The organism is Halomonas sp. Mc5H-6 (genome assembly GCF_024124705.1).
GTDB classification, from domain to species: Bacteria; Pseudomonadota; Gammaproteobacteria; order Pseudomonadales; family Halomonadaceae; genus Vreelandella; species Vreelandella subterranea.
The window spans coordinates 162,494-185,755 of the sequence record NZ_JAMXSI010000008.1; the positions used below are offsets into that span (position 1 = coordinate 162,494).

Genomic DNA, 23,262 nt, shown 5'->3' on the forward strand with positions numbered 1-23,262 from the left:
CCAAAATCACTAGACTTTAGTCTAATAAGGCGCTTTTTAGCCATGCCGATGCTGCATAAGGCATACGGATTAGCTAAAGCATAAACTTTTAGTGCGCACCACCGAAAAACACCCCGCTTGGTCAAAGCGAGGTGTCGGCAAGGTGCAATACAAGGGAAAATCAGCGGCTAGCGCCGCGGGTAGCGATCGAGCAGGCTTGTTAGCTGCTCAGGCGGCACCGCATCGCTGACGCAGGCGCTGCCCAACGCCTCGAGCAGCACCAGCCGCAAGCGGGTATCGATATTCTTCTTGTCCAGCCGCATGCGGGCCAGAAAATCGTCACTCGACATGCCTGCCGGTGCATGGACAGGCAAGTCGGCGCTCTCGATCAGCGCCAGGCTGCGCTCGCGGTCTTCGGTCGAGATCCGGCCAAGCGCTTGTGAAAGCGTGGCGGCCATTGCCATCCCCGCGCCTACGGCCTCGCCATGCAACCAGTTGCCATAGCCCTGGTGCGCTTCAATGGCGTGGCCAAAGGTGTGCCCCAGGTTGAGCAGCGCGCGAACGCCCTGCTCGGTTTCATCCTCAGCGACAATATCCGCTTTTATCAGGCAGCTTCGGGCAATGGCTTCGGCAATCACCTCGGGCTCCACCCGGCGTAATGCCGCCATGTTGGCTTCCAGCCAGGTCAGGAAGGTCTCATCGCGGATGAAACCGTATTTGATCACCTCCGCGAGCCCCGCTGACAGCTCCCTCGCGGGCAGTGAGGTCAGCGTGTCGATATCCACCAGCACGGCCTTGGGCTGCCAGAAGGCACCGATCATGTTCTTACCCAGCGGGTGATTGACGCCGGTCTTGCCGCCCACCGAGGAGTCCACCTGGGACAGCAGCGTGGTCGGCACCTGGATAAAGGCCACGCCACGCTGGTAGGCGGCGGCCGCATAGCCGACCATGTCACCAATGACGCCGCCGCCCAGGGCGATCAGGGTGCAGCGACGATTAAACCCCGCTTCCAACAGCGCATTCCAGATACGTTCTACCTGCTCGATGGTTTTGTACTGTTCGCCATCGGGCAGCACGACCGTTCGCACCTCCAGATCATCCGGCAGGCCATCGCAGAGGCGGGCCAGATACAGCGGGGCAATGGTTTCATTGGTGACCACCATGACCTGCTGACCGGCCAGATACGGCGTCAGCATGTCGGGCCTGCCCACAAGCCCCGTACCAATAAGGATCGGATAGCTGCGCTCGCCGAGCGCTACCTCAAGCGTACGCTGTACGCCCTCAACTGCGGTCATGGGGATACCTTGTTTGACGAGTTTATGGATTCAAGAGGGTCGACCAGGCGCCGGACGCGTCGCACAATTTCGTTGACCACCGCCCGCGGACTGCGCCGGTCGGTGCGCACGGTAATATCCGACGTGGCGCGATATAGCGGGTCTCGGGCGGCGAACATATCGTTCAGCACCTTCTCGCGGTCGGCACACTGCAACAGCGGGCGGTTACGGTCTTTGGCCGTGCGCCGGAGCTGCTGATCGACAGTGGTCAACAGGTACACCACCGTGCCCCGCTCGCGGAGTGCGCGGCGATTTTCCTCGCGCAGTACCGCGCCACCGCCGGTCGCCACGACCACGGGATGACGTTGGGTCAGCTCGTCGATCATGTGAATCTCACGCTGGCGAAAGCCCTGTTCGCCTTCCACATCAAAAATCCACGGGATATCTGCCCCGCAGCGCGCTTGAATGGCGTGGTCGCTATCAAAAAAGTCGCGCGATAGTTCGGCTGCCAGCAGTCGACCAATCGTGCTTTTGCCAGCCCCCATGGGGCCAATCAGAAAAAGGTTGGGTAAATCCTGCATCAGCGAACCGTTAAGCCATCATCAAGAAGTCGTGGTGTAATAAAGACTAACAACTCTACCTTTTCATTGCTCTCTTCGGTATAGCGAAACAGTCGACCCAGCAAGGGAATATCGCCCAGCAGCGGTGTTTTGGCGACTTGACGCAGTTCCTCGGTGGTTAAAATACCGCCCAGCACCACGGTTTGCCCATTGTCGACCAGCACCTGGGTCTCGATTTCATTGGTGTCTATCGGCGGCTCACCCCCAAACTCGGATTCCCGGAAGCTGTCGTTGCGAATCAGCAGGTCCATGATGATGCGGTTGTCCGGCGTAATCTGCGGGGTGACCTCAAGCGATAGCTCGGCCTCCTTGAACTCGGTATCCGGGTTATCGTTACCGTCGACGCTCTGGAAGGCACGCTCCTCGCCCTGGCTGATGGTGGCGGTGCGCTGGTTGGCGGTAATGATCTTGGGCTGTGAAATGGTCTGGCTCTTGCCTTCGCTTTCCAGGGCGCGCAGTTCAAGGTCGAGCAATACGTCGCCTGCCAGATAGCCAAAGCTGAACCCGGCACCGGCGTCGGAGGTGTCGCCAAAATCAACCGCCAGCCCGCCGCGAGCGCGGTTCAAGCCCTGGGGATTAATATCCCGGCCGGTAAATTGGCCGTTGTCACTTTCCTGAAACCCGCGAGTGCTGGAAGCCCCCCAGTTAATACCCAGCTCGCGGGAAGCCGTATCACGGGCGATCACGATACGGGCTTCAATCTGCACCTGGCGGACGGCCACATCCAGGCGGTCCAGGGTGCGCACGATTTCGCGCACTTGATCCGGTGTGTCCTGAACCAGCAGCGTATTGGTGCGTTGATCAACGCTGACACGACCACGCTCGGTGAGCAGGCCGAAGCCATCACCGCCACGCAGCAGTTGCGACAGGTCTTCAGCGCGGGCGTATTTCACTTCAATAAACTCTGTTACAAGCGGTGCCAGCGTTTCCTGCTGATTGCGGGCTTCCAGTTCCTGGCGCTCTAGTTCAGCAAGTTCGCTCGCCGGCGCCACCACAATCACATTGCCCTTTTCACGGCTGGAAAGCCCCTGGCTCTGGAGAATCAGGTCCAGCGCCTGGTCCCAGGGCACATCGTTAAGATTGAGGGTTACCCGCCCGCTGACGCTGTCGCTGGCCACCAGGTTCAAGCCGGTAAAATCGGCGAGCGTGGCAAGCACGGCGCGCACTTCAATATCCTGAAAGTTAAGACTCAACCGCTCGCCAGTATATTCCTCGCCTTGATCCACCCGGGCTTGCTGTGGGGCTTCGCTGACAGGCTGAACTTCCACCGTCAACTGATCGCCTGACTGCGATGACACCATGGCATAGGGGCCGTCGGTGGCCAGCACCAGCTCGCTGCCGCGTTGCCCGCGGCGCGGGGTGATTCGTGTGATCGGCGTGGCAAAATCCGTCACGTCATAGACCTGATTGAGGGCGTCGGGCACATTCACCTCACCCAGATCGACAATCACCTCATTACGTCCGCCCTCGCGCACCTCGGGCATGACGTTGTCGCGGTCAAAGGTCACCAGCAGGCGTCCTGCCCCGTCCTCACCGCGCTGAAAGTCGATATCCTGCACCTGCGGCCCCTGCGCGGTTTCAAGGCGTTCGACTGGCGCCTCATTCGGTGCACGGGCGGCCGGCAGGGTCACTGTCAGCCGGTCACCGGACACCGATGAACGAAACTGGCGAGGCGTCTCCAGGTCGAGCACAAGGCGCGTGCGACCACTGCCCTCCAGCGCGGTAATGCTGTCAATGCCGCCCAGGTCAACGCGTGTACGACGCTCGGCCAGGCCGTTTCGGGTATCCGCCAGGTCCAGCGCCAAACGCGGTGGGTCCGTTAACGGGTAGCCGTTGAGTTCAGGCACATCGCCGCTGAAGCGCAACTCCAACGCCACATCGCCGCCCTGCGTCTCTCGCACATCCAGGTCGGTGAGCACCGACGCCATCGCCCAGCCGGGAAGTAGCATCATTGCTGCCAGCATGCTTTGCCGAAAACGGCTTACCAAGGTGTTTACCATGGGTCTCCATCCACTTGCTTTGGGTCGCTGCGTGATGCGCATGCCCGTCATCATTTAGCGCTCATCGTCGATGGTGAGCGAAGCAGGCCGTGTCTGCCAGCCATTTTGCTGGGTGTAAACGCGTTCACGAATCTCAATTTCCCGGGCGGAAATGGCCACAATGCGGCCATCGTTGGCGCCCATATAATTACCTTCCCTGACGTTAACCACCTCGCCCTCGGGTGTCGCAATCATGGCCACCTGCCGCCCATCCATGCGTAGCGTGCCAACCAGTTGCAGCTCTTGCAGTGAAAAGCGCTCCAGCGGTTCGGCAGGTCGTTGCGGGTCCGGCCCATTTTCACCCGCCGCGCCGTAGGCGTTGTCCTGTATCGATTGCGGCGGCAAAAAGGGGCTGCGCGTGTCACTGTGCTGATAGCGTTGTGCGGGGTAAAGCGGTATGTAGGGAATCACCATGACCGGCTCACTGCTGGCCTTTTGTCGAATATCGTCAAGGCTTGCCTCCAGTTGCGGGAGTGCCGGATCCGCACAGCCCGTCAACAGGAGCAAAGCCGCCAGCCATCCGGCCACCAGACCTCGGCGCACCAACGACGTCATGGATTTTCCTCCCGGTCCCGGTAGGTACGCGCCAGCAAGGAAAGCCGCAGGTTGCCCCCGCTGTTATCGACGGGCGCCAATGTGAAGTCGTGCTGGGTCACTAGCCGGGATAGCGAGGCAATATCGGCGGCAAAACGGGCAATCTGGTGAAAGTCGCCGCGTACCTGTATATCCAGCGGCTGCTCCACATAGTGCCGTTGGGTAACGGTGGGGCGCAAACGAATGGTTTCGATCGTCAGCCGGTTATCCACCGCGGCATCGCTGATGCTATCGAGCAACGATGGAATCTCCGCGTCGGTGGGCAGGATGGCGCGCACCCGCGCCATCTGATCTTCCAGCGTGGCAAGCTGCTCGCGCATCTTGGGCAGTTGGGCCGCTTCACCCGACTGCCGACGGTAGTCGCCAAGCAAGCGCGATTCTTGCTGCTGCGCACTGGCCAACTCAGCGCGACGCTCGCCGATGATCAACCATTCCATGATCAACACAGCCACCAGCAAGGCCAGCCCACCGCACAGCGCTTTAAGCAGCAATGGCCAGCCACCGGCTTCTTTCACATCCAGGTCTCGCCAGTCGACATCGCGCAGCTGTTGCCATTCCTGCGCCCACCGCGCCCGCTTCCAGATCATGGCTGCTCCTCGACGGATGTTGACAGAGACGGTTGCTCAACGTCGAAACGGAACTGTCGGCCGCCCCCCTCGGCGTCGCTCTCGACTTCGGATAGCGATGGCACGCCCAACGCCCCACTGTCAGCGACGCGGCGTAACTGCTCGGACACCTGCCGCTCGCTGGCCGCCACCCCTTCGATGCTTATCTGGGCACCGTTGCGCGATACCTGCCGGTAGACCACACCGCTGGCAACGCTGCTTGCGAGTGCATTGAACAGCTCGACGGTGCTGGCCCGCTGCGTTTGCAGCGTTTGAAACAGCACCAGTTGCTCCCCAAGCCGCAGGGCGTCCGCCTTATACTGCTCCAGGTTGCCAATATCCTCTGTCAACTCCCGGGCCTGGGTCTCGATAAACGCATTGCGCTGTTGCTGGGCAGCCAGTTGCATTGAATAAAACTTGGCAATGCCCCAGCCGAGTGAGACGCCTAACAACAACATCAGCACCATGACGTAGTAAAAACGCCGCGTGCGCCGTTCGCGCTGTTCCTCGCGCCAGGGTAACAGGTTGATGGTGATGCTCATTGCCCAACCCTCATGGCCAGGCCGCCTGCTGTCAGCATCGCCGGGGCATCGTTGGTGAGCGCCTCGACATCCAGACGCTTGTTGACCGCCATGGCCTGGAAGGGGTTGGCGATGGTCACCGTCATGCCGCTATCTTCGGCGATTCGCTCCGCCAGGCCCGGAATCACGCTTGACCCGCCCGCCAGCACAATGTGCTTGACCTCATGCTGACGCCCCGCGGTGTAGTAAAGCTGGAGCGAGCGCCCCACCTGCTGCACGACCGTTTCCAAAAACGGGTTAAGCACGCGGTCATGATAGTCATCCGGCAGGCCGCCGCGTTTTTTGGCAAAGCCGGCTTCTTCCATGCTCAACTGGTAACGGTCGCGGATGGCATCGGTCAGTTGGCGGCCACCAAAGACCGTGTCACGGCTGTAGACGATGTGCCCGCCGCGCACGACGTGAAAGGCGTTCATGTTGGCCCCGATGTCCACCAGGCCGACGCAGGCGTCGGGGTCGTCCTCAACATGAAGCTGGCGGCGCAACACTTCGAACGATCGCTCCATGGCAAAGGTTTCAACTTCAACGGCGGCGGGCTCAAGCCCGGCGCGCTCGAGGGTCTCGGTTAACTGGCTTACATCCTGCTGGCGGCAGGCCACCAACACTACCTGCTGCTGATCATCGTCGAATGGCGATGGCCCCAGGCACTCAAAGTCAAACGCCACCTCATTGAACGGAAACGGAATATGCCGGTCAGACTCGTCGATGATGCGGGCTTCGATGTCGTCTTCGCTGAGCGAGCGCGGAAAGCTAAGCGTCTTAGTGATCGCGGCGCTTGCCGGTACGGCCACCGCCGCTTTACGCGTTGACGGACTGGCATGTTCTACCGCACGACTGAGAACCTGGGCGACATCGTCGATATCGCGGATACGCCGCTCCACTACCGCCCCTTCACGGAGCGGACGCACCGCGTAGCTTTGCACCTGAAAGTTCTGATGCGCGTTCTTGAGTTCGAGCAGCTTGACAGTCGCCGACGTAATATCGACGCCGATCAACCCGTTACGGGGTTTGAGTAAGCGCATTATGGGTCCGGAGTCGCTTGCCTATCGCGTTGCCTGAGGTTACATGATTTTAAGCCGAGTCACACTCACGCCGCATCATGGCACATCAACACTGGTGGCGGCCGCCTTGGCTTCCTATAATGGCAGCCAGTTGCGTGATACGGTCGTTTAGATACCGTCTCTTTTTTTATTCATCCCACGGGTACTTTCCATTCATGACGTTTCTCCGCACCCTTATTGTGTCGCTGTTAGGCATTCTGGTCTCGCTTACCGGTGCCGTCGTTCTTGCCCTGGTCGGCGCCGCTATCTATTTCTCTCCGGGGCTTCCCGACGTTCGTCAGCTGCAAAACTTTGAATTGCACACTCCCTTGCGCATCCTGACCCGTGACGGCCGCCTGATCGGGGAGTTTGGCGAAGAGCGGCGCATTGAAATTGATTTCGAGGCGATCCCCGACGAGATGATCAACGCGCTGACTGCCGCCGAAGACGCCAGTTTCTTCGACCATCAGGGCGTGGACCCGCGCGGTTTGGCGCGCGCCTCGCTGGAACTGATGCGCAGCGGCGGGACCATTCAGTCCGGCGGCTCCACCATCACCATGCAGGTGGCGCGCAATTATCTGCTGACGCTGGACCAAACCTTCACGCGTAAAATTCGCGAAATACTGCTCGCCCTGCAGATGGAACAGGTGTTAAACAAACAAGAAATTTTTGAACTTTATGTAAACAAAATCTTCCTGGGTAACCGGGCGTACGGTATTGCCGCGGCGGCCGACACCTACTACGACAGACCCCTGGATGAGCTGACGCTGGCCGAAACCGCCATGATCGCCGGCCTGCCCAAAGCCCCGTCGGCGTTCAACCCCCTGGCCAACTCCGAACGTTCGCTGATTCGCCGCAACTGGATTCTGTTCCGCATGCGCGAGCTGGGGCACATCGACGAAGAGACCTATCGTGAGGCCGTTCAAGCGCCGGTGACCGCAGAGCGGCATTCCACCGTGCCGGAGGTGGATGCGTCCTACGTGGCCGAAATGGCCCGCCAATACGCCGTCGACCGCTTTGGGGACGACGCCTATACCGGCGGCTATCGCATCTACACGACCATCGACAGCGAGCTGCAGCCCACCGCCCGCCGCGCTCTGGCCAACGGCTTGATTGCCTATGACCGACGCCACGGCTGGCGGGGGCCAGAGGAGCGTGACATTGCCGCAAGCCTGGTTGAAGCCCAGGAAGAGACCGAAACCCGGGGCCTGGAAGAAGAGCTTGCCGAGTCGCCGGAAATTCGCCAAACCGCCCGCCAGGCGGCCGAACGCAGCCAAACTGAAATCGAGGGTATCGACGGTGATGTCAGCAACTGGCTTCAGGTCCTGGACCGCACGCCCCGCTATGGCATGCTGGAACCCGCGATTGTCGTCGAGAGCAGCGGCCAGCAAATGGACGTGCTGGTTGACGGCGAACTGCGCCAGATACCCTGGGAAGGCTTGAGCTGGGCACGTCCTTATCTCAGCCCGCGCAGCCGCGGTGCCGAGCCCAGCTCGGCCCAGGAGATCGCGGTACGCGGCGACCTGGTTCGCGTCGTTGAAGGCGAGGAAGGGCAGCTGCGCTTGTCACAGCGCCCCGATGCAGAAGGCTCGCTGGTAGCCCAGGACCCGCGCACCGGGGCGATCCGGGCGCTTCAGGGCGGCTTCGACTTCAACGCCAGCAAGTTTAACCGTGCGGTTCAGGCCCAGCGCCAGGCCGGTTCCATCTTCAAGCCGTTTATCTACCTCGCCGCCCTTGAAGATGGCGAAATGAACGCGGCCAGCGTCGTCAATGATGCCCCTGTGGTGATGGATGACGGAAGCAACGAGCTATGGCGCCCGGTGAATTCGAGCCGCGACTTCCAGGGCCCCATGCGCCTTCGCCCGGCGTTGGCCCGCTCACGGAATCTGGTGACCATCCGCGTTCTGCAAAGCATGGGCATCAACTACACGCTTGACTACCTGAAAGGCTTTGGCTTTGCCGAAGGCCGTCTGCCTAACGGCCTTTCGCTGGCACTGGGCAGCGCGTCGCTGACACCGATGGAAATGACCAACGCCTATTCGGTACTGGCCAACGGCGGCTTCCAGGTTTCGCCCTGGTTTATCGAAAAGGTCGCTCGCCAAGGTGACGAAGAAGAAGAAATCCTCGACGAAGCAAACCCTCAAGTGGCCTGCCGTGGGTGCGAAGACGACCGGGAGACGGTGGAGATAAACGGCCACGACTACCCTGTGGCGAAGCGCGTGGCCGACCCTGCTGCAGTGTATATTCTCCGCGACATGATGCGTGACGTCATTGAGAGAGGCACCGGCCGCGCCGCGCTAAGCCTTGAGCGCGACGATATCGTCGGCAAAACCGGCACCACCAACAGCCAGCGTGACGCCTGGTTTGCCGGTTTTAACGACGATCTGGTCACCACCGTCTGGGTCGGCAAGGACAGCAACGAGACCATCTCCGAGTATGGCTCCCAGGCAGCCTTGCCTATCTGGATCGACTTTATGGGGCAAGCCCTGGAAGGCACACCCTCGGCGTTGCCCGAGCGCCCGGATACGGTTATTACCGCCCGCATTGATCCCGATAGTGGTCGTCGCCTGCGTGACGGGCAATCCGGCGGTATCGTTGAGCTGTTTCACGAGGATCACCTGCCTGACTACCAGAACAGCCAGATCAGCCGTGAACTGGAAGAGGCCAGCGGCTCACAGGGATCCGGCACGGCGGAATCGATTTTCTAGCCAACCCATCCACCTCGACGCAAAAGGCCTGGCGATATGCCAGGCCTTTTTTTGTGCGGCGGTTGTGCCATGCATCAATACACCAGCCTGCCCGTTAACAGGCTAGGCGGCGACAGCCGACTCCCGGCGACTGGCCAGCCAGTTGGCGACAATCGCCCCGCTCATGACCACCACACCGGCGACTTCCGCCATCAGGTTGGGGTAGAACACGCCGACGATGGCGCAAGCGATCGCCACACGTGACAGCCATCCCATGCGGGTGAACAGGTAACCTTCCAGCGAGGCGGCAAAGGCGCATAACGCCAGCAAGGCAATCACCGCGTTCCAGATCACCAGCGGCACCGGCCCGCCCACGATGATCTCCGGGTTGAACACCATGAACAGCGGAATCAGGTACAGCCCCTTGGCGAACTTCCACGACTGGAAGCTGGTTTCCATGGGCTTGCTGCCCGCAATGGCGGCCCCGGCGAAGCCCGCAAGGGCAATGGGCGGCGTCACATTCGAGTCCTGGGAGTACCAGAACACCACCAGGTGGGCAACCAGCAGCGGAATCCCGAATTCTGTGGTCAGCGCCGGGCCAACCAGCACGATCAAGACGATATAGCTGGCAGTGACCGGCAGCCCCATCCCCAGAACCAGGCTTGCCAGCAAGACCATGATCAGCGCGAGCACAATGTTGCCGCCTGAAAACGCCATCATCATCGACGAGAACTTAAGCCCCAGGCCGGTAAGCCCGACAATGCCCACGATGATCCCCGCAACGGCACATGCCATGGAGACGGCGACGGCATTGCGCGCCCCCAACTCCAGGCCTTCCACCAGTTTCTTGAAACCCGCAGCGGCCATTTCCTTTATGCCGTGGGCCGTCACCGTCTCACCCTGGCGAGGGGCCACAAAGAAGAACCACAATACGTAACGCAATACGGCCACCGCCACCATGGTGACGACCGCATAAAAACCGACGCGACTGGGTGACATGCTCATCGCCAGCAGCCAGACCAGAACGGCCAGTGGTAGCAGGAAGTGCCAGCCATCCTTCATCACCTGCCGCATCCGTGGCAGTTCGCTTCTGGCCATGCCCTGCATGCCTTGCTTAAGCGCGATGATATGCACGAACAGGTAAACCGTTGCAAAGTACATGATCGCAGGCAAGATACTGATCTTGACGATTTCCAGATACGGCGTATTGGTATATTCAGCAATCAGAAACGCCCCCGCCCCCATCAGCGGTGGCATGATCTGCCCACCTGTGGAAGCCGCGGCCTCGATCCCACCGGCCTGCTTGGGCTTGTAGCCCAGGCGCTTCATGAGCGGAATGGTAAAGGCACCGGTGGTCACCACATTGGCGATTGCACTGCCTGAAATGGAGCCCATGCCTGCGGAGGCCAAGACCGCCGCCTTGGCAGGTCCGCCCCGCTGGCGACCGGTCGCCGCGTAAGCCATGTCGATAAAAAACTTGCCGGCACCGGTACTTTCCAGAAAAGCGCCAAACAGCACGAAAATAAAGATATAGGTCGCGGCAACGCCCAGCGGCAGGCCGAAGATGCCTTCCTGGCCGAGGTAGAGCTGCCCCGCAATACGGTCAAAGCTATAGCCCCGATGCCCCAAGATGCCGGGCAACCACTCCCCCAGCCAGGCCAGATCACCGCGGGGCCCTGCCATCGCGTAAAGAATCGCGATCAGCCCGATCAGGGTCATGCTAAGGCCGACAGCCCGGCGGCTCGCCTCCAGCACGGTGACCGTGGCGATACAGGCCACCACGATGTCGGTCTGGGACCAGAAACCGGCCCGATTGATGATCTCATCGAGATACAGCACCAGATAGCCGCCCGTGATCAAGGCACCGGTAAAAAACACCGCATCAAGCCCCCAGCCCACAATGCCTCTGGGACGATCACCGCCAAATACCGGGAACATTAAAAAGGCCAGCATCATGATCAGCGCCAGGTGAATGCTGCGCTGATAAAACAGCCCCAGCGGCTGGATGCCCGCTGAGTAAAGTTGAAACAGTGAAAGCCCTACCGCCACGATGGTAATGCACCACAACACAGCGCGTGGCTGAACCACGTTGCCGCCAGGCATTACCACCGAAGGTTGTTTTGATTCACTCATGGAGTCCTCGTCAGACGATATATCTGGCTGATTAGTTTTTCGTGTTGGCGTCAGCCGACTCGGTCAGGCGCAGCGTTACCCGCTCCCCGGCGACGCGTTGACTCAGGCTGAAGCTGTGTGCCTGACCATTACGCTGCCACACCAGGCGGTGGTTAACGGCAGGCGCGCCGACACGCAATACATACTGATTCCCCGGAACGGGCTCGTCGATATGTTCGATCCAATATCCGCCCTGACCATCGGAAACCTGCTCGCCACGACCATAAATATGCCCCAGGCCAGCGGCAAAGTCGGGTTGGTGGCTGCGTTCAAGCTCCATCACACCCGCATGATTTCGATAACAGTCCAGGACCGTAAACTTCTCAACCGAATGCTGCCATTTCAGGCACCAGCGCGTGCCCTCGGGCATCGGCGTGTGGAAGAGTTGCTCGCCCTGCTCGTTGGTCACCACCAGGAACTCAGACGCATTAGCCGGAGCAGAGGTAGACTCCGCTCCGGCTAATGGTGAAACGGTTAGCCCCAGCACGAAGGCCGGGACTAACCTTACGGTCAGTGTCCAAGGCAGGCGTCGTAATGGTTGCATAGTGATCGCCTGCGCACGGATCAGGGACGTAGACGATCCGGAATCTCGGCGTCAACTTCTTCAAAGTAGCGAATGGCGCCCGGATGCAGCGGCACCGGTGTGGACTCCATGGTGAACTCAATGGTGGTGTCGTTGGCCGCGGGGTGTACCGCGATCAGTTCGTCGGTATTTTCAAACAGCAACTGGGTCAACTGATACGCCAGGTCCTCATCCATATCCGAGTTGACCACCAGTACGTTGGGAATGCCGATGGTCTGGACCGCTTCGTCCATGCCTTCGTAGAGGCCTTCCTGGAGCTGGTAGGGCGCGAAGACTTCCACTTCTGCCCGCGCATTGGCGACTTCCTCATCGGAAAGGCCGATGATGCGGATGTCACGCGTAGTGGCCAGGTTCATGATGGAACTGGTGGGTGGCCCGACACTCCAGAAACCCGCATCGATGTCGCCATCGCGAATGGCGTCAGCGGTTTCATTGAAGTTCAACCGCTGGGGGGTGAAGTCTTCATAGCTCAGGCCGTTGGCTTCCAGTACGGCGCGCGCATTCAGCTCGGTACCGCTACCCGGTGCCCCCACGGAAACCCGCTTGCCTTCCAGGTCCGCCAGTGACTCAATGTCCGAGTCGGCCAGGGTGACCAGCTGCACGGCATTCGGATACACCGATGCCAGCGCGCGGGTATTCTCGATCTGGCGGCCTTCAAAGTCGCCGGTACCGGTATAGGCTTGATAGACCGTGTCAGCCAGGGCCAGGGCCATATCGGCGTCACCGCGCATGATCAGGCCCATGTTTTCAACCGACGCACCGGTTACCTCGGCGGTGGCCTGAGCGCCTTCGATATGCTCATTGATCATCTCGGCGAAACCGCCGCCGATGGGGTAGTAAACACCACCGGTACCGCCCGTGGCGATAGACAGTTGCTGGGCGCTGGCAGGCAGCGCAACGGCCAAGAGTGAAGCAGCAGCAGCTTTAGAAAGCGTTCGCATAAGCGTTTCCTCCGTCCTGTTTGGACTTATAGGTATGGTTGACGAATAGGGAGGTAATAGATCCAGCTTCCGATCAAATGGAAGCGGTCCCAATGAAATTAGCATGCAATCGCCGTTTGATGCCAATAACTTGGCATCAAGGCAAACCTTGCTTCAACGTTTCGCCAGAGCGAAAAGTCGTCTGCGTGCTTTTAGCTGGCGATGCTTATATGATTAAAGGCTTATCGACATTTCTGGAAAGGAGGCCCCCATGCTCGATCGACACTCCCCCCCAGGCAAGCGCCGCGCATGATGCTCTGGGAAGCCGCCGCACTGGTGGGCATTGGCATTATTGCCGGATTCATCAACGTCCTCTCGGCGGGCGGTTCGATGCTGGCACTGCCGCTATTGATGTTTCTTGGCTTGCCCACCCAGGTGGCCAACGGTACTAACCGCGTCGCCATCGTGTTGCAGAGCGTGTCTGCCATCAGCAATTTCAGACGCGCAGGCGCCTCGCATATCGGCCTGAGCTTGCGTCTTTCGGTGCCGGCCGTGGTCGGCTCGCTGGTGGGGGCCTGGCTCGCCCTGCAGGTTAGCGATGCGCTGTTTGAGGCGATCTTGATTGCCGTCATGGCCGCCTCGGCCCTGGTAATGCTGCTGCCGCAGCCCAAGCTGGATACCCGCCCGCTCACCAAGGAACGACTGACCCCGCTGATTTATCTGGCCATGTTCGTGATCGGCATTTACGGCGGCTTTATCCAGGTCGGCGTGGGCGTGCTGTTCATCATCGTGCTGTACCGCATGCTGAAAATCGACCTGGCTCAGGTGAATGTTTTCAAGGTACTGATCATTCTCGTCTACAGCCTCCCCGCCCTGGCGATGTTCATGTGGTTTGACCAGGTGCGCTGGAGCTACGGACTACTGCTGGCGGTGGGCAGCATGACCGGCGCCTGGCTGGCGGTAAAGGTCAACATGAGCCCGCGGGGGGCGATGTGGATCAAATACCTGACCCTTGCGATGATCGCCGCGATCCTGCTGCGTCTGCTGTCTGGTTAAGCGCCGGGGTCAATCGATCAGCAGCGCCGCGACCTGCTTCACGATATGCGCGCCAATGGGCAATGCCGAGGTCGCCGCCGGTGACGGCGCGTTACCCACGTTGAGCGTCCGCCGGGTATTGACGAATAGAAAGTCGTCCACCAGCTTGCCGTCTTTGGAGACCGCCTGGGCCCGAACCCCCGCCGGGTAAGGCAGCAGGTCATCAGCCGTCAGGCTGGGGCAGTACTTGCGCACCAGCTCAAGGTAGCCGCGTTTGTAAAACGAGTTTTTCATTTCCGCAAGCCCCGGCCGAAAGTGCCTGCCCAGCACCTTTAGAATACCGGGATGGGTCAACATCTGGCCCATATCGGCAAGCGATACATCGCGCTTACGGTAGCCTTCACGCTTTAAAGCCAGAACTGCATTGGGCCCGACGGTCACGCTACCGTCGATCATGCGGGTCAGGTGCACGCCCAGAAACGGCATCGTCGGGTCAGGAATGGGATAAATCAGGTGGTTCACGATGTGATTATGCTGCTCGGGCAGTTGGTAGTACTCGCCGCGAAATGGGCAGATCGTGAAGTCGGGCTTCTGCCCCAGCATGCGGATCACCTTGTCGGCCATCAGCCCCGAACACGACACCAGGTAACGGCTGGTGTACGACGCCTCCGCTGTGCTAACCACCACCTCCTGGCGACGCTCTTCCAACCCCGTCACTTCCGCCTCATAGCGGATTTCACCGCCCAGGCGCTGAAAGTCAGCGGCCATGGCCCGAGTCACTTCGGCGTAATCGACAATCCCGCTGGAAGGCACATGGATACCCGCCACGCCGGTAATGTTCGGCTCGCGCTCGCGCAGGGCATCGGCTTCCAGCCATTCACGCTCGAGGCCATTGGCCGCGGTGCGCTCCCAAAGCGCCTCCATGCGCTGCTTTTCGACCGCGTTCGTCGCGACCAGCAACTTGCCGCAGATGTTGTAGGCAATGTCATGCTGGTCACAGAATTCGCGGGTAGCACGATTACCCTCAAGGCAGAACCTGGCCTTCAAGCTGCCCGGCGTGTAATACACGCCGGCATGAATCACGCCGCTGTTATGGCCGCTCTGGTGCTGTGCGGGGCCACTTTCTTTTTCGAGCACCAGCAGCCGTTTATCGGGGTAGGTTTGCTGGAGCTGCATCGCCGTGGACATGCCCAGGATACCGCCACCGATAATGATGAAATCCCACATCAATCTCTTCCTCCAGGCCACATTGTTAACATTTTCTGATAATAGCCGTTATTCTGCTGGTGCCGATATCATCCAGCCTTTACCAGGGAGCCCACACACCATGGAGCCAGACGCGCCGCGTCAGAACCTCGCCATTCGCGCCTACCGAATGCTCAAGCACGATATTATCCGCGGCCGCTTCGCGCCTGAACAGAAGCTGCTGATGAGCCGCCTCAAAGACGACTACGGCGTCAGCACCGGCCCGCTGCGCGAGGCGCTATCGCAGCTGGTGGCCGACCATCTGGTCGTGGCCATCAGCCAGCGGGGCTATCGCGTTGCCCCCATGTCGCTTGCCGAGCTCAACGATATCTACGACGCCCGCGCGCAGCTTGAGGGGCTCATTCTGCGCCTGGCCATCGAACGCGGCGACGATGACTGGGAAGCCGACGTGCTGGCAGCGGCGCACCGACTGGCCAAGGTCACCGCCATCAGCTCGCCGGATGAGCTGCTCGACGGCTGGGACCTGCGTCACAAAGCCTTTCATACGGCCATTGCCAACGGCTGCAACTCACCGCATTTGCTGCAAATGCGCGATACCCTGTTCAATCAGGTGGAGCGCTACCGCCATCTCTGGCTGCAGGAAACCGTCATGTCGCCAACGGCCCTGGAACAGAAGCGCCAGGAGCATGCGGCACTGGTCGACGTTATCCTAGCCCGGGATGCAGATCGAGCGTCTATCCTGATGCGCGACCATTTGATGACGCCAGTGCCCATCATCACCCGTGTGCTCAAGGCACGCGGCATCGAATAAATTCTGCGTTTTAAAAAAATGTAGATATTTTAAAATAACGGCGATACATTGGCCGCAGCAACATATCGACCGCCACGTGATTGCCGTGGTCGCTTGCGGGCGTCTGCGGGACTGCACCAAGGAGTTCACATGACACACTTCAACTGGGACGACCCGCTGCTGCTTGAGCACCAGCTGAGCGACGAAGAGCGCCAAATCCGCGACGCCGCCCACGACTACTGCCAGGAAAACCTTCAGCCCCGAGTGCTCAGCGCCTTCCGTGAAGAACGCTTCGACCGCGAGATCATGACCGAAATGGGCGAGCTTGGCCTGCTGGGAGCGACCGTTTCCCCTGACTACGGCGGCGCAGGCGTCAATCACGTCGCCTACGGCCTGATCGCCCGGGAAGTCGAGCGCGTGGACTCCGGCTACCGCTCCGCCATGAGCGTGCAGTCATCGCTGGTGATGTACCCCATCGAGACCTACGGCTCCGAAGAACAGAAGCTGAAATTCCTGCCCAAGCTTGCCAGCGGCGAGATGGTCGGCTGCTTCGGCCTGACCGAGCCAGACCACGGCTCCGACCCCGGCAACATGATTACCCGGGCTGAGAAAGTTGACGGCGGCTACCGCCTGACCGGCGCCAAGATGTGGATCACCAACAGCCCGATTGCCGATATCGCCGTGGTCTGGGCCAAGTCGGCCGCCCATGACAACCAGATCAAGGGCTTTATCGTCGAGCGCGGCGTGGAAGGCTTCACCACGCCGAAGATCGAAGGCAAGGTCTCGCTGCGCGCGTCGATTACCGGCGAGATCGTGCTTGAAAATGCCTTTGTGCCCGAGGAGAACCTGCTGCCCAACGTCAGCGGCCTGAAGGGGCCCTTTGGCTGCCTGAACAAGGCCCGCTACGGCATTGCCTGGGGCGTGATGGGCACGTCTGAATTCTGCTGGCATGCTGCCCGCCAGTACACTCTGGACCGCAAACAGTTTGGTCGCCCCCTGGCCGCCAACCAGCTGATTCAGAAAAAGCTCGCCGACATGCAGACGGAAATCACGCTTGGCCTGCAGTCAGCGCTGCAGGTGGGCCGCCTGATGGATAGCGGCAACTGGGCGCCGGAAATGGTCTCGCTGATCAAGCGTAACAACTGCGGCAAGGCGCTGGATATCGCCCGTCAGTCCCGCGACATGCACGGTGGTAACGGCGTTTCTGACGAGTATGGCGTCATTCGTCACATGGTGAACCTGGAATCGGTCAACACCTACGAAGGCACTCACGACGTGCACGCCTTGATTCTGGGGCGCGCCCAGACCGGCATTCAGGCGTTCTTTTGATTACTGCCTTTTATCACTGTCTGCCAAGCACCAGGTTTTGAGCACCTATCATCCATTACAGGAGCCTCTATGGGCGCGCTGACCAAACCCTTGGCCGGGATCAAGGTACTCGATATTTCCCGAGTGCTGGCCGGTCCATGGTGCGGGCAAATGCTGGCCGACATGGGGGCCGACGTGATCAAGGTGGAACGCCCCGGCAGCGGCGATGACACCCGTCACTGGGGGCCGCCCTGGCTCGCGGGCAGCGAAGAGTCGGCCTACTATCTGTGCGCCAACCGCGGCAAGCGCTCGGTCACGGTGGACATGGCGAAGCCCGAGGGTCAGGCGCTCATCAAGCAGATGGCAGCTGACAGCGACGTGGTGATCGAGAACTTCAAAGTCGGCGGCCTCAAGAAGTACGGCCTGGATTACGCAAGCCTCAAGGCGCTCAACCCAGGCCTTGTCTATTGCTCGATCACCGGCTTCGGCCAGGAAAGCCCCTACGCCCACCGCGCTGGCTACGACTTCATGATTCAGGCCATGGGCGGGATCATGAGCCTGACGGGCAAGCCTGATGAAGAACCCGGCGGCGGCCCGGTCAAAAGCGGCGTGGCGTTTACCGACATTTTCACCGGTCTTTACGCCGCCAACGCGGTGCTCGCCGCGCTATACCAGCGCCGCGATACGGGTGTCGGCTGCCATATCGATATGGCGCTGATGGACGTTCAGGTAGGCGTGCTCGCCAATCAGGCCCTGAACTATCTAACCTCGGGCAACGTTCCCCAGCGGCTGGGTAACGCCCACCCCAATATCGTGCCCTACCAGGCCTTTGCCACCCAGGACGGCCATATGATTGTCGCCGTGGGTAACGATGAGCAGTTCAAACGCTTTTGCTCGGTGCTTTCACTGCCCGCCCTGGCTGACGACCCCCGCTTTGCCACCAACGGCATGCGCGTTCAGTATCGCGATCAGTTGGTACCGGTACTCGAGGCGACGCTTGCCCAGCGCCCCACCGACGACTGGCTGGTAAGGTTTGAAGCCGTGGGCGTGCCCAGCGGCCCGATCAATACCCTGGATCGGGTCTTCGACGATGCCCACGTCAAGGCGCGTGGGCTCAAGCAAACGCTGCCCCACTCTCAGGCGGGCCAGGTTGATCTGGTCGCCAATCCGATTCGCATGGACGGTCAATCCATCAGCGCCAGCACGGCGCCGCCCTATCTCGGCGAGCACACCGACGACGTGCTGACCGATATTGGCATTACCCCTGAACAGCGACAGGCACTGCGCGATGCGGGTATTATCTGAGTCTGGCCGATTTCATTTAAACGTCTATCCAACCGTACACTATCCAACGACCTATTAGGCTACTGTGATAAGCAGCCTATCCCGACGCTTTTTTGACTGATGTTCGTTGTCATCAAATGCTGTACAATACATATACAAAAAGCTTACGAGAAGTTGACCAACTTTCAACAGTGACCTGTTATTGTTGGGTTAAGTAAGCAATGCAGCGCTTGTTTTGTTATTGGCGAGCGCCAGATACCTGGAGACACGATGAGTCAGTGCGCGCGCGTGAACGGAACCTGCAAACGCTGTGAAGGCGAGCTGCCCTTCGATTTCACAATGGCCTTCCAGCCTATTGTGGATGTATCGTTTGCCAAGATTGACGCCTATGAAGCCCTGGTACGCGGACCGCAAGGTGAGTCCGCCTGGAGCGTTATTTCCCAGGTGACCGACACCCTGCTCTATCACTTTGACCAGGCGTGCCGGGTAAAAGCCATCGAAATGGCCAGCGCCCTCAATATGCCGACGGCGCTGTCGATCAACTTTTTACCCAACGCGGTGTATGAACCCAGGGCCTGCATCCAGGCGACCCTGGATGTTTCTCAGCGCGTCGGCTGGCCGACCGACCGGCTGATCTTCGAAATTACCGAAACCGAGCGCGTGCGCGACCGCCAGCATCTATGCAACATTATCGATGCCTATCGCTCGATGGGGTTCAGGACGGCTCTGGATGATTTCGGTAACGGCTACGCCAACCTGGATCTGCTGACCGACCTCATCCCCGATAAAATCAAGATAGACCGCGAACTGGTGATGAACTGTGACCATGATAATAGACGCCAGTCGCTGCTTCGTTCGATCATTCAACTGGCCGATGAGCTAGCCATCAAACTGATTGCCGAAGGCGTGGAAACCCACGCAGAGGCATTGTGGCTGGCCCGTGAAGGCATTCCCTGCCAGCAGGGGTTCTACTATGCGCGACCGGCCGTCAATGCCCTGGCTGACGACAAAGCCTTGACGCAGCGCCTGATAGCGCTGCGCGAAGAATCACAACAGGCCAGCTTGCAGGTACCCAATGACTAGTTCCACCTCGCCAGACATTCATCAGCTTCTGGACCAATCGAAACGCAATACGGAAAACGTCATCAAGGCGGCGCCGCTGGGTATCTGCATCACCGACCCCCAGGGTTATTTTGAAATGGTCAACCCGGCTTACTGTGACTTTTACGGTTATGCCGAAGAGGAGTTGCTGGGCCAGCACTTCACCATGCTAGTTCCCGATGCCAACCGCGAGACGCTACATGACCTACATGACTCGTTTATAGAGGGCGAGGAGAGACATGAGCTACGTCAGGAGTGGGAAGTTATAGGTAAAGGCGGCAAGACGCATACCATTATCGCCGAAGCCGCACGCATCATCGGCTTCGACGGGCAACCGCGAAAAGTCACCTTCATTGTCGATATCACCCAGCGCAAGCGGCTGGAACAGCGCCTTCAGAAAGCCAACGAGCGCCTGCACTACCTTGCCCACCATGACGAACTCACCGGCCTGCTCAACCGGCGGGCTGGCTTGCAGCGCCTGGAGCAGGAGCTAAGTCGAAGCTCGCGTTATGGAAGTCCACTCAGCGTTTCAATGTTTGATCTGGATAATTTCAAGGCGATCAACGATACCTACGGCCACGGCGTCGGAGATAATATTCTTCAAGAAGTCACGGCAAAAGTGAACGAGACACTGCGCGAGACCGATATCCAGATTCGCCTGGGCGGTGAGGAATTTCTGGTCATCATGCCCGAAGTGGATGCCGAAAATGCGCGGCAGGCCATGGAACGCGTGCGCAGTGCCGTTGCCGAGGCAACGTTTACCCAGCGGGCCTTGACGGTTACGCTCTCCGCAGGCGTGGCAGGTTATGTCGAGGCCTCCACCACCCGGATACTTGATCATGCCGATAAAGCCATGTATCAAGCTAAACAGTCGGGTCGCAATCGCGTTGTGGTCGCTTCATCCATGTAATCCTGCCTATTGCGCACTATGCTGAAGCCTATCCCCATCCACTCAGGAGTTGAACTATGAGTAATGCCGAGTTAAACGAGTTAAAAAACAAGTATGTTGCTGCTGGTGCCGCAAGCCCCGCCACTGCCTTTGCCGCCCGCGCGGAAAACGCTGAAGTATGGGACGCCGACGGCAACCGCTTTATCGATTTTGCCGGCGGCATTGGCGTACTGAACGTGGGCCATCGCCATCCCAAGGTCGTTGCTGCCGTCAAAGCCCAGCTCGACAAGGTGATGCATACCTGCCAGACGGTAATGCCCTATGAAGGCTATGTAAAAGTCGCCGAGAAACTCAGCCAGATCGTGCCGGTGCGCGGCCACGCCAAGGTCATGCTGGCCAACTCCGGCGCCGAAGCGCTGGAAAACGCCATCAAGGTTGCCCGCGCCGCCACAGGACGCTCCAACGTAGTCTGCTTCGACGGCGGCTACCACGGCCGTACCTTCTACACCATGGCCATGAACGGCAAGGTCGCGCCCTACCAGACCGACTTTGGCCCGATGCCGGGCACCGTTTTTCGCGCCCCTTACCCCGTGCCCTACCACGGCGTAAGCGAAGACGAAGCCATCCGTGGCTTGAAAATGGCGCTGAAAACCGATGCCAACCCCAAAGATACCGCCGCTATCGTGCTGGAACCGGTACTCGGTGAAGGCGGGTTCTACCCAGCTTCTACCAGCTTCCTGACCAAGATCCGCGAAATCTGCGATGAGCACGGCATCTTGATGATCATCGACGAAGTACAGTCGGGCTTTGGCCGTACCGGCAAGATGTTTGCTATCGAGCACAGCGGTGTTGAGCCCGACATCATGACCATGGCCAAGAGCATGGCCGACGGCATGCCGATCTCCGCGATCGTGGGTACCGACAAGATCATGGACGCTTCCGGCCCCAACTCGCTGGGCGGCACCTACACCGGCAGCCCGACCGCCTGTGCGGCTGCTCTTGCGGTAATGGAAGTGTTTGAAGAAGAAAACATTCTCGAGAAGAGCCAGGCGCTGGGCGAAAAGCTGGCGCAGCGCTTCAGCAGCTGGGAAAGCAAGTTCGCCTGCGTTGATAACGGCCGCAACATGGGTGCCATGGCCGCGTTTGAGCTGGTATCCGACAAGACCGACCGTACCCCCAACCCAGAACTGGCCGCGGCGCTGTGCAAAAAAGCACGTGAAGAAGGGCTGATCCTGCTTTCCTGCGGCATGTACGGCAACACCATCCGCTTCTTGATGCCCGTCACCATTGAAGACAACGTCCTCAATGAAGGGCTGGATATTATCGAATCCTGCCTGGATTCGCTGGTGTAAGCGTCATCTTTATACCAGACCAAAACGCCGCCCAATCGGGCGGCGTTTTTGATGCTGGCGTTAACGAGGGCGCCGGTCGCCTTCTAGAAAGTTGGCGGTGAATACCGCTTTTCCATGGGTCTCGAACGACCATTTCATGACATCGCTCAGTGCTGCCATCACCTCGTCGAATTCACCAAACACCTGGGTGCTCATCCGGTTAGGGTGTACTTCGAGACCTGTCGCTTCCAGGCGTTTTACCACGTCTTTCACCACCGGCTTGAAATCCTCGGCCAGCGGATAATAGCTAAGCTGTACGGAAAGATACATAACGTCTCCTTACGCTGTGTGGGAAGACTGACTCGTCTTGGCCAGACGGTGCCAGACATCCAGGATAGCGTCGCGGGTTTCCTCAGGGTGCTCCATGGGGAACATGTGCGTACCGGGAACACGGCTGACCGCCACCCCGAAACGCTGCAAACGCTTGATACGTGACGCCGTCAGCAGGTCCGAGTTCTCCCCCGCCACGACTTCGACCGGCACGCTCAACCGACGCGGCAAACGGGTCAGGTGGTCCGGCAAATGACGGAAAATCTCTACCTCGATGCGCGGGTCGAACGTCAGCTCGGCACTCCCGTCGGCCAATACTCGGGTTCCTGCTTCAATGTAGTCGTTGAGCGCGTCCGGGGTAAAGCGTCGAAACAACCCGCGGCGGCGCAGCGAGTTGGCCATGGCCTCGCGACTCGGCCACACCGTGCGTCGGCCCAGGGTTTTCCCCGCAGGCGTCACCCGGTCGACAAACCCGAAGCGTTTGGCGGCCTTCATCGCCCAGGCATCCCGCCCCAGCATCAACGGCGGGTCGAGCATGATCACGCCACAGAAGCGCTCGGGCTGCTTATCTGCTGCCATTGCCATCAAGGTTCCGCCCAGCGAATGCCCAACGCCGAGCAGCGGCGTGTCGCTATCGGGAAGATAGCTCAGGAGCTCATCCACCAGGTTGCCCCAGTTATGATTGACCGGGTAATCCGGATGATGCCCCAGGCGATCCAGCGGATGCAGATCAAAGGACTCGGCCAGCGGATCAAGCAGGCTGCGATAGCTCAGACCGGGAAAGCCATTGGCATGGGCAAATACTAAGCGAGGGCGTGACGAGGTATCAGCAGGCATGGCAAGGCTCGTGGTGAAGTCGATAAGTCAGGGGTGAGAAGCTATCTATCATACATCTGT

At 59.7% G+C, this 23,262-nt stretch carries 21 protein-coding genes; 8 read left to right on the forward strand and 13 right to left on the reverse strand.

The genetic code is table 11. The features are described from left to right. Window positions 1–167 precede the first annotated feature (167 nt). The 7 genes from aroB to pilM are packed head-to-tail and all read right to left on the reverse strand — an operon-like array spanning window position 168 to window position 6,711. Window positions 168–1,274: a 3-dehydroquinate synthase gene (gene aroB, locus NH395_RS12855; protein WP_253025369.1), complete on the reverse strand. Its 1,107-nt coding sequence runs from the start codon at window positions 1,272–1,274 to the stop codon at window positions 168–170. Then, window positions 1,271–1,834, reverse strand: coding sequence for a shikimate kinase AroK (gene aroK / locus NH395_RS12860; protein WP_066321297.1), 564 nt, complete (start codon window positions 1,832–1,834; stop codon window positions 1,271–1,273). Before aroK ends, aroB begins: the two co-directional genes overlap by 4 nt. Continuing rightward, window positions 1,834–3,873, reverse strand: a complete 2,040-nt coding sequence (gene pilQ / locus NH395_RS12865; RefSeq protein WP_253025371.1) for a type IV pilus secretin PilQ — start codon at window positions 3,871–3,873, stop codon at window positions 1,834–1,836. The genes aroK and pilQ overlap by 1 nt, the downstream gene beginning before the upstream one ends. Window positions 3,874–3,927: 54 nt before the next feature. Continuing rightward, a complete protein-coding gene (locus NH395_RS12870; protein ID WP_253025373.1) occupies window positions 3,928–4,467 on the reverse strand; it encodes a pilus assembly protein PilP in 540 nt (179 codons plus the stop codon). Next, complete coding sequence (locus NH395_RS12875; RefSeq protein ID WP_253025375.1) at window positions 4,464–5,093, reverse strand: type 4a pilus biogenesis protein PilO; 630 nt, start codon at window positions 5,091–5,093, stop codon at window positions 4,464–4,466. Before NH395_RS12875 ends, NH395_RS12870 begins: the two co-directional genes overlap by 4 nt. Continuing rightward, on the reverse strand, window positions 5,090–5,653 hold the full coding sequence (locus NH395_RS12880) for a PilN domain-containing protein (RefSeq protein WP_253025377.1): 564 nt from the start codon (window positions 5,651–5,653) through the stop codon (window positions 5,090–5,092). Before NH395_RS12880 ends, NH395_RS12875 begins: the two co-directional genes overlap by 4 nt. Continuing rightward, window positions 5,650–6,711 carry a type IV pilus assembly protein PilM gene (gene pilM / locus NH395_RS12885; RefSeq protein ID WP_253025379.1) on the reverse strand — a complete coding sequence of 354 codons (1,062 nt, stop codon included), beginning with the start codon at window positions 6,709–6,711 and terminating at the stop codon, window positions 5,650–5,652. Before pilM ends, NH395_RS12880 begins: the two co-directional genes overlap by 4 nt. Before the next feature lie 194 nt (window positions 6,712–6,905). Here pilM and NH395_RS12890 point away from each other — a divergent pair, with 194 nt between their 5' ends. Beyond that, window positions 6,906–9,437 carry a PBP1A family penicillin-binding protein gene (locus tag NH395_RS12890; protein WP_253025381.1) on the forward strand — a complete coding sequence of 844 codons (2,532 nt, stop codon included), beginning with the start codon at window positions 6,906–6,908 and terminating at the stop codon, window positions 9,435–9,437. 102 nt (window positions 9,438–9,539) lie between these two features. On the opposite strand, the gene NH395_RS12895 is transcribed toward NH395_RS12890, so the two are convergent. From NH395_RS12895 to NH395_RS12905, 3 genes are read right to left on the reverse strand one after another with little or no spacing between them, the layout of a single operon-like run. Continuing rightward, on the reverse strand, window positions 9,540–11,549 hold the full coding sequence (locus NH395_RS12895; protein WP_253025383.1) for a TRAP transporter permease: 2,010 nt from the start codon (window positions 11,547–11,549) through the stop codon (window positions 9,540–9,542). Window positions 11,550–11,580: 31 nt separating this feature from the next. Further along, the gene (locus NH395_RS12900) at window positions 11,581–12,132 is read right to left on the reverse strand and encodes a DUF1850 domain-containing protein (protein ID WP_253025385.1); all 552 of its coding nucleotides are present in this window, start codon (window positions 12,130–12,132) and stop codon (window positions 11,581–11,583) included. Between the two features lie 20 nt (window positions 12,133–12,152). Then, on the reverse strand, window positions 12,153–13,112 hold the full coding sequence (locus tag NH395_RS12905; protein WP_253025387.1) for a TAXI family TRAP transporter solute-binding subunit: 960 nt from the start codon (window positions 13,110–13,112) through the stop codon (window positions 12,153–12,155). Between the two features lie 288 nt (window positions 13,113–13,400). Between NH395_RS12905 and NH395_RS12910 the strand changes: the two genes are divergently transcribed. Next, the gene (locus NH395_RS12910; protein ID WP_253025389.1) at window positions 13,401–14,147 is read left to right on the forward strand and encodes a sulfite exporter TauE/SafE family protein; all 747 of its coding nucleotides are present in this window, start codon (window positions 13,401–13,403) and stop codon (window positions 14,145–14,147) included. Between the two features lie 9 nt (window positions 14,148–14,156). On the opposite strand, the gene lhgO is transcribed toward NH395_RS12910, so the two are convergent. Next, entirely contained in the window at window positions 14,157–15,353 is a 1,197-nt protein-coding gene (gene lhgO, locus NH395_RS12915; RefSeq protein WP_253025391.1) for an L-2-hydroxyglutarate oxidase, read from the reverse strand. A 100-nt stretch (window positions 15,354–15,453) separates the two neighbouring features. On the opposite strand from lhgO, the gene csiR reads away from it, so the two are divergent. From csiR to gabT, 6 genes are all read left to right on the forward strand, one after another. After that, window positions 15,454–16,143: a DNA-binding transcriptional regulator CsiR gene (gene csiR, locus NH395_RS12920; protein WP_253025393.1), complete on the forward strand. Its 690-nt coding sequence runs from the start codon at window positions 15,454–15,456 to the stop codon at window positions 16,141–16,143. Between the two features lie 129 nt (window positions 16,144–16,272). Then, entirely contained in the window at window positions 16,273–17,451 is a 1,179-nt protein-coding gene (locus NH395_RS12925; protein ID WP_253025394.1) for an acyl-CoA dehydrogenase, read from the forward strand. A 69-nt stretch (window positions 17,452–17,520) separates the two neighbouring features. Beyond that, on the forward strand, window positions 17,521–18,735 hold the full coding sequence (locus tag NH395_RS12930) for a CaiB/BaiF CoA-transferase family protein (RefSeq protein ID WP_253025395.1): 1,215 nt from the start codon (window positions 17,521–17,523) through the stop codon (window positions 18,733–18,735). Window positions 18,736–18,984: 249 nt separating this feature from the next. Then, window positions 18,985–19,797, forward strand: a complete 813-nt coding sequence (locus tag NH395_RS12935; protein WP_253025396.1) for an EAL domain-containing protein — start codon at window positions 18,985–18,987, stop codon at window positions 19,795–19,797. Beyond that, on the forward strand, window positions 19,790–20,725 hold the full coding sequence (locus NH395_RS12940) for a sensor domain-containing diguanylate cyclase (protein ID WP_253025397.1): 936 nt from the start codon (window positions 19,790–19,792) through the stop codon (window positions 20,723–20,725). The genes NH395_RS12935 and NH395_RS12940 overlap by 8 nt, the downstream gene beginning before the upstream one ends. 56 nt (window positions 20,726–20,781) lie before the next feature. Next, entirely contained in the window at window positions 20,782–22,056 is a 1,275-nt protein-coding gene (gene gabT / locus NH395_RS12945) for a 4-aminobutyrate--2-oxoglutarate transaminase (RefSeq protein WP_253025398.1), read from the forward strand. A 60-nt stretch (window positions 22,057–22,116) separates the two neighbouring features. Here the strand turns inward: gabT and NH395_RS12950 are convergent, their stop codons facing one another. Both NH395_RS12950 and NH395_RS12955 read right to left on the reverse strand, forming a co-directional pair. After that, window positions 22,117–22,365 carry a YkoF family thiamine/hydroxymethylpyrimidine-binding protein gene (locus NH395_RS12950; protein ID WP_066321271.1) on the reverse strand — a complete coding sequence of 83 codons (249 nt, stop codon included), beginning with the start codon at window positions 22,363–22,365 and terminating at the stop codon, window positions 22,117–22,119. A gap of 9 nt (window positions 22,366–22,374) precedes the next feature. Further along, window positions 22,375–23,202 (reverse strand): alpha/beta hydrolase, encoded by an 828-nt coding sequence (locus tag NH395_RS12955; RefSeq protein WP_253025399.1) that lies wholly within the window; start codon window positions 23,200–23,202, stop codon window positions 22,375–22,377. Window positions 23,203–23,262 lie beyond the last annotated feature (60 nt).

Coding starts and splice junctions, on each gene's coding strand:
- NH395_RS12930 (WP_253025395.1), top strand. CDS start 17,521: ATGGGCGCGCTGACCAAACCCTTGGCCGGGATCAAGGTACTCGATATT.
- csiR (WP_253025393.1), top strand. CDS start 15,454: ATGGAGCCAGACGCGCCGCGTCAGAACCTCGCCATTCGCGCCTACCGA.
- NH395_RS12880 (WP_253025377.1), bottom strand. CDS start 5,653: ATGAGCATCACCATCAACCTGTTACCCTGGCGCGAGGAACAGCGCGAA.
- NH395_RS12935 (WP_253025396.1), top strand. CDS start 18,985: ATGAGTCAGTGCGCGCGCGTGAACGGAACCTGCAAACGCTGTGAAGGC.
- NH395_RS12875 (WP_253025375.1), bottom strand. CDS start 5,093: ATGATCTGGAAGCGGGCGCGGTGGGCGCAGGAATGGCAACAGCTGCGC.
- lhgO (WP_253025391.1), bottom strand. CDS start 15,353: ATGTGGGATTTCATCATTATCGGTGGCGGTATCCTGGGCATGTCCACG.
- NH395_RS12910 (WP_253025389.1), top strand. CDS start 13,401: ATGATGCTCTGGGAAGCCGCCGCACTGGTGGGCATTGGCATTATTGCC.
- NH395_RS12890 (WP_253025381.1), top strand. CDS start 6,906: ATGACGTTTCTCCGCACCCTTATTGTGTCGCTGTTAGGCATTCTGGTC.
- NH395_RS12955 (WP_253025399.1), bottom strand. CDS start 23,202: ATGCCTGCTGATACCTCGTCACGCCCTCGCTTAGTATTTGCCCATGCC.
- gabT (WP_253025398.1), top strand. CDS start 20,782: ATGAGTAATGCCGAGTTAAACGAGTTAAAAAACAAGTATGTTGCTGCT.
- NH395_RS12905 (WP_253025387.1), bottom strand. CDS start 13,112: ATGCGAACGCTTTCTAAAGCTGCTGCTGCTTCACTCTTGGCCGTTGCG.
- NH395_RS12895 (WP_253025383.1), bottom strand. CDS start 11,549: ATGAGTGAATCAAAACAACCTTCGGTGGTAATGCCTGGCGGCAACGTG.
- pilM (WP_253025379.1), bottom strand. CDS start 6,711: ATGCGCTTACTCAAACCCCGTAACGGGTTGATCGGCGTCGATATTACG.
- NH395_RS12925 (WP_253025394.1), top strand. CDS start 16,273: ATGACACACTTCAACTGGGACGACCCGCTGCTGCTTGAGCACCAGCTG.
- NH395_RS12940 (WP_253025397.1), top strand. CDS start 19,790: ATGACTAGTTCCACCTCGCCAGACATTCATCAGCTTCTGGACCAATCG.
- pilQ (WP_253025371.1), bottom strand. CDS start 3,873: ATGGTAAACACCTTGGTAAGCCGTTTTCGGCAAAGCATGCTGGCAGCA.
- aroB (WP_253025369.1), bottom strand. CDS start 1,274: ATGACCGCAGTTGAGGGCGTACAGCGTACGCTTGAGGTAGCGCTCGGC.
- NH395_RS12900 (WP_253025385.1), bottom strand. CDS start 12,132: ATGCAACCATTACGACGCCTGCCTTGGACACTGACCGTAAGGTTAGTC.
- NH395_RS12950 (WP_066321271.1), bottom strand. CDS start 22,365: ATGTATCTTTCCGTACAGCTTAGCTATTATCCGCTGGCCGAGGATTTC.
- aroK (WP_066321297.1), bottom strand. CDS start 1,834: ATGCAGGATTTACCCAACCTTTTTCTGATTGGCCCCATGGGGGCTGGC.
- NH395_RS12870 (WP_253025373.1), bottom strand. CDS start 4,467: ATGACGTCGTTGGTGCGCCGAGGTCTGGTGGCCGGATGGCTGGCGGCT.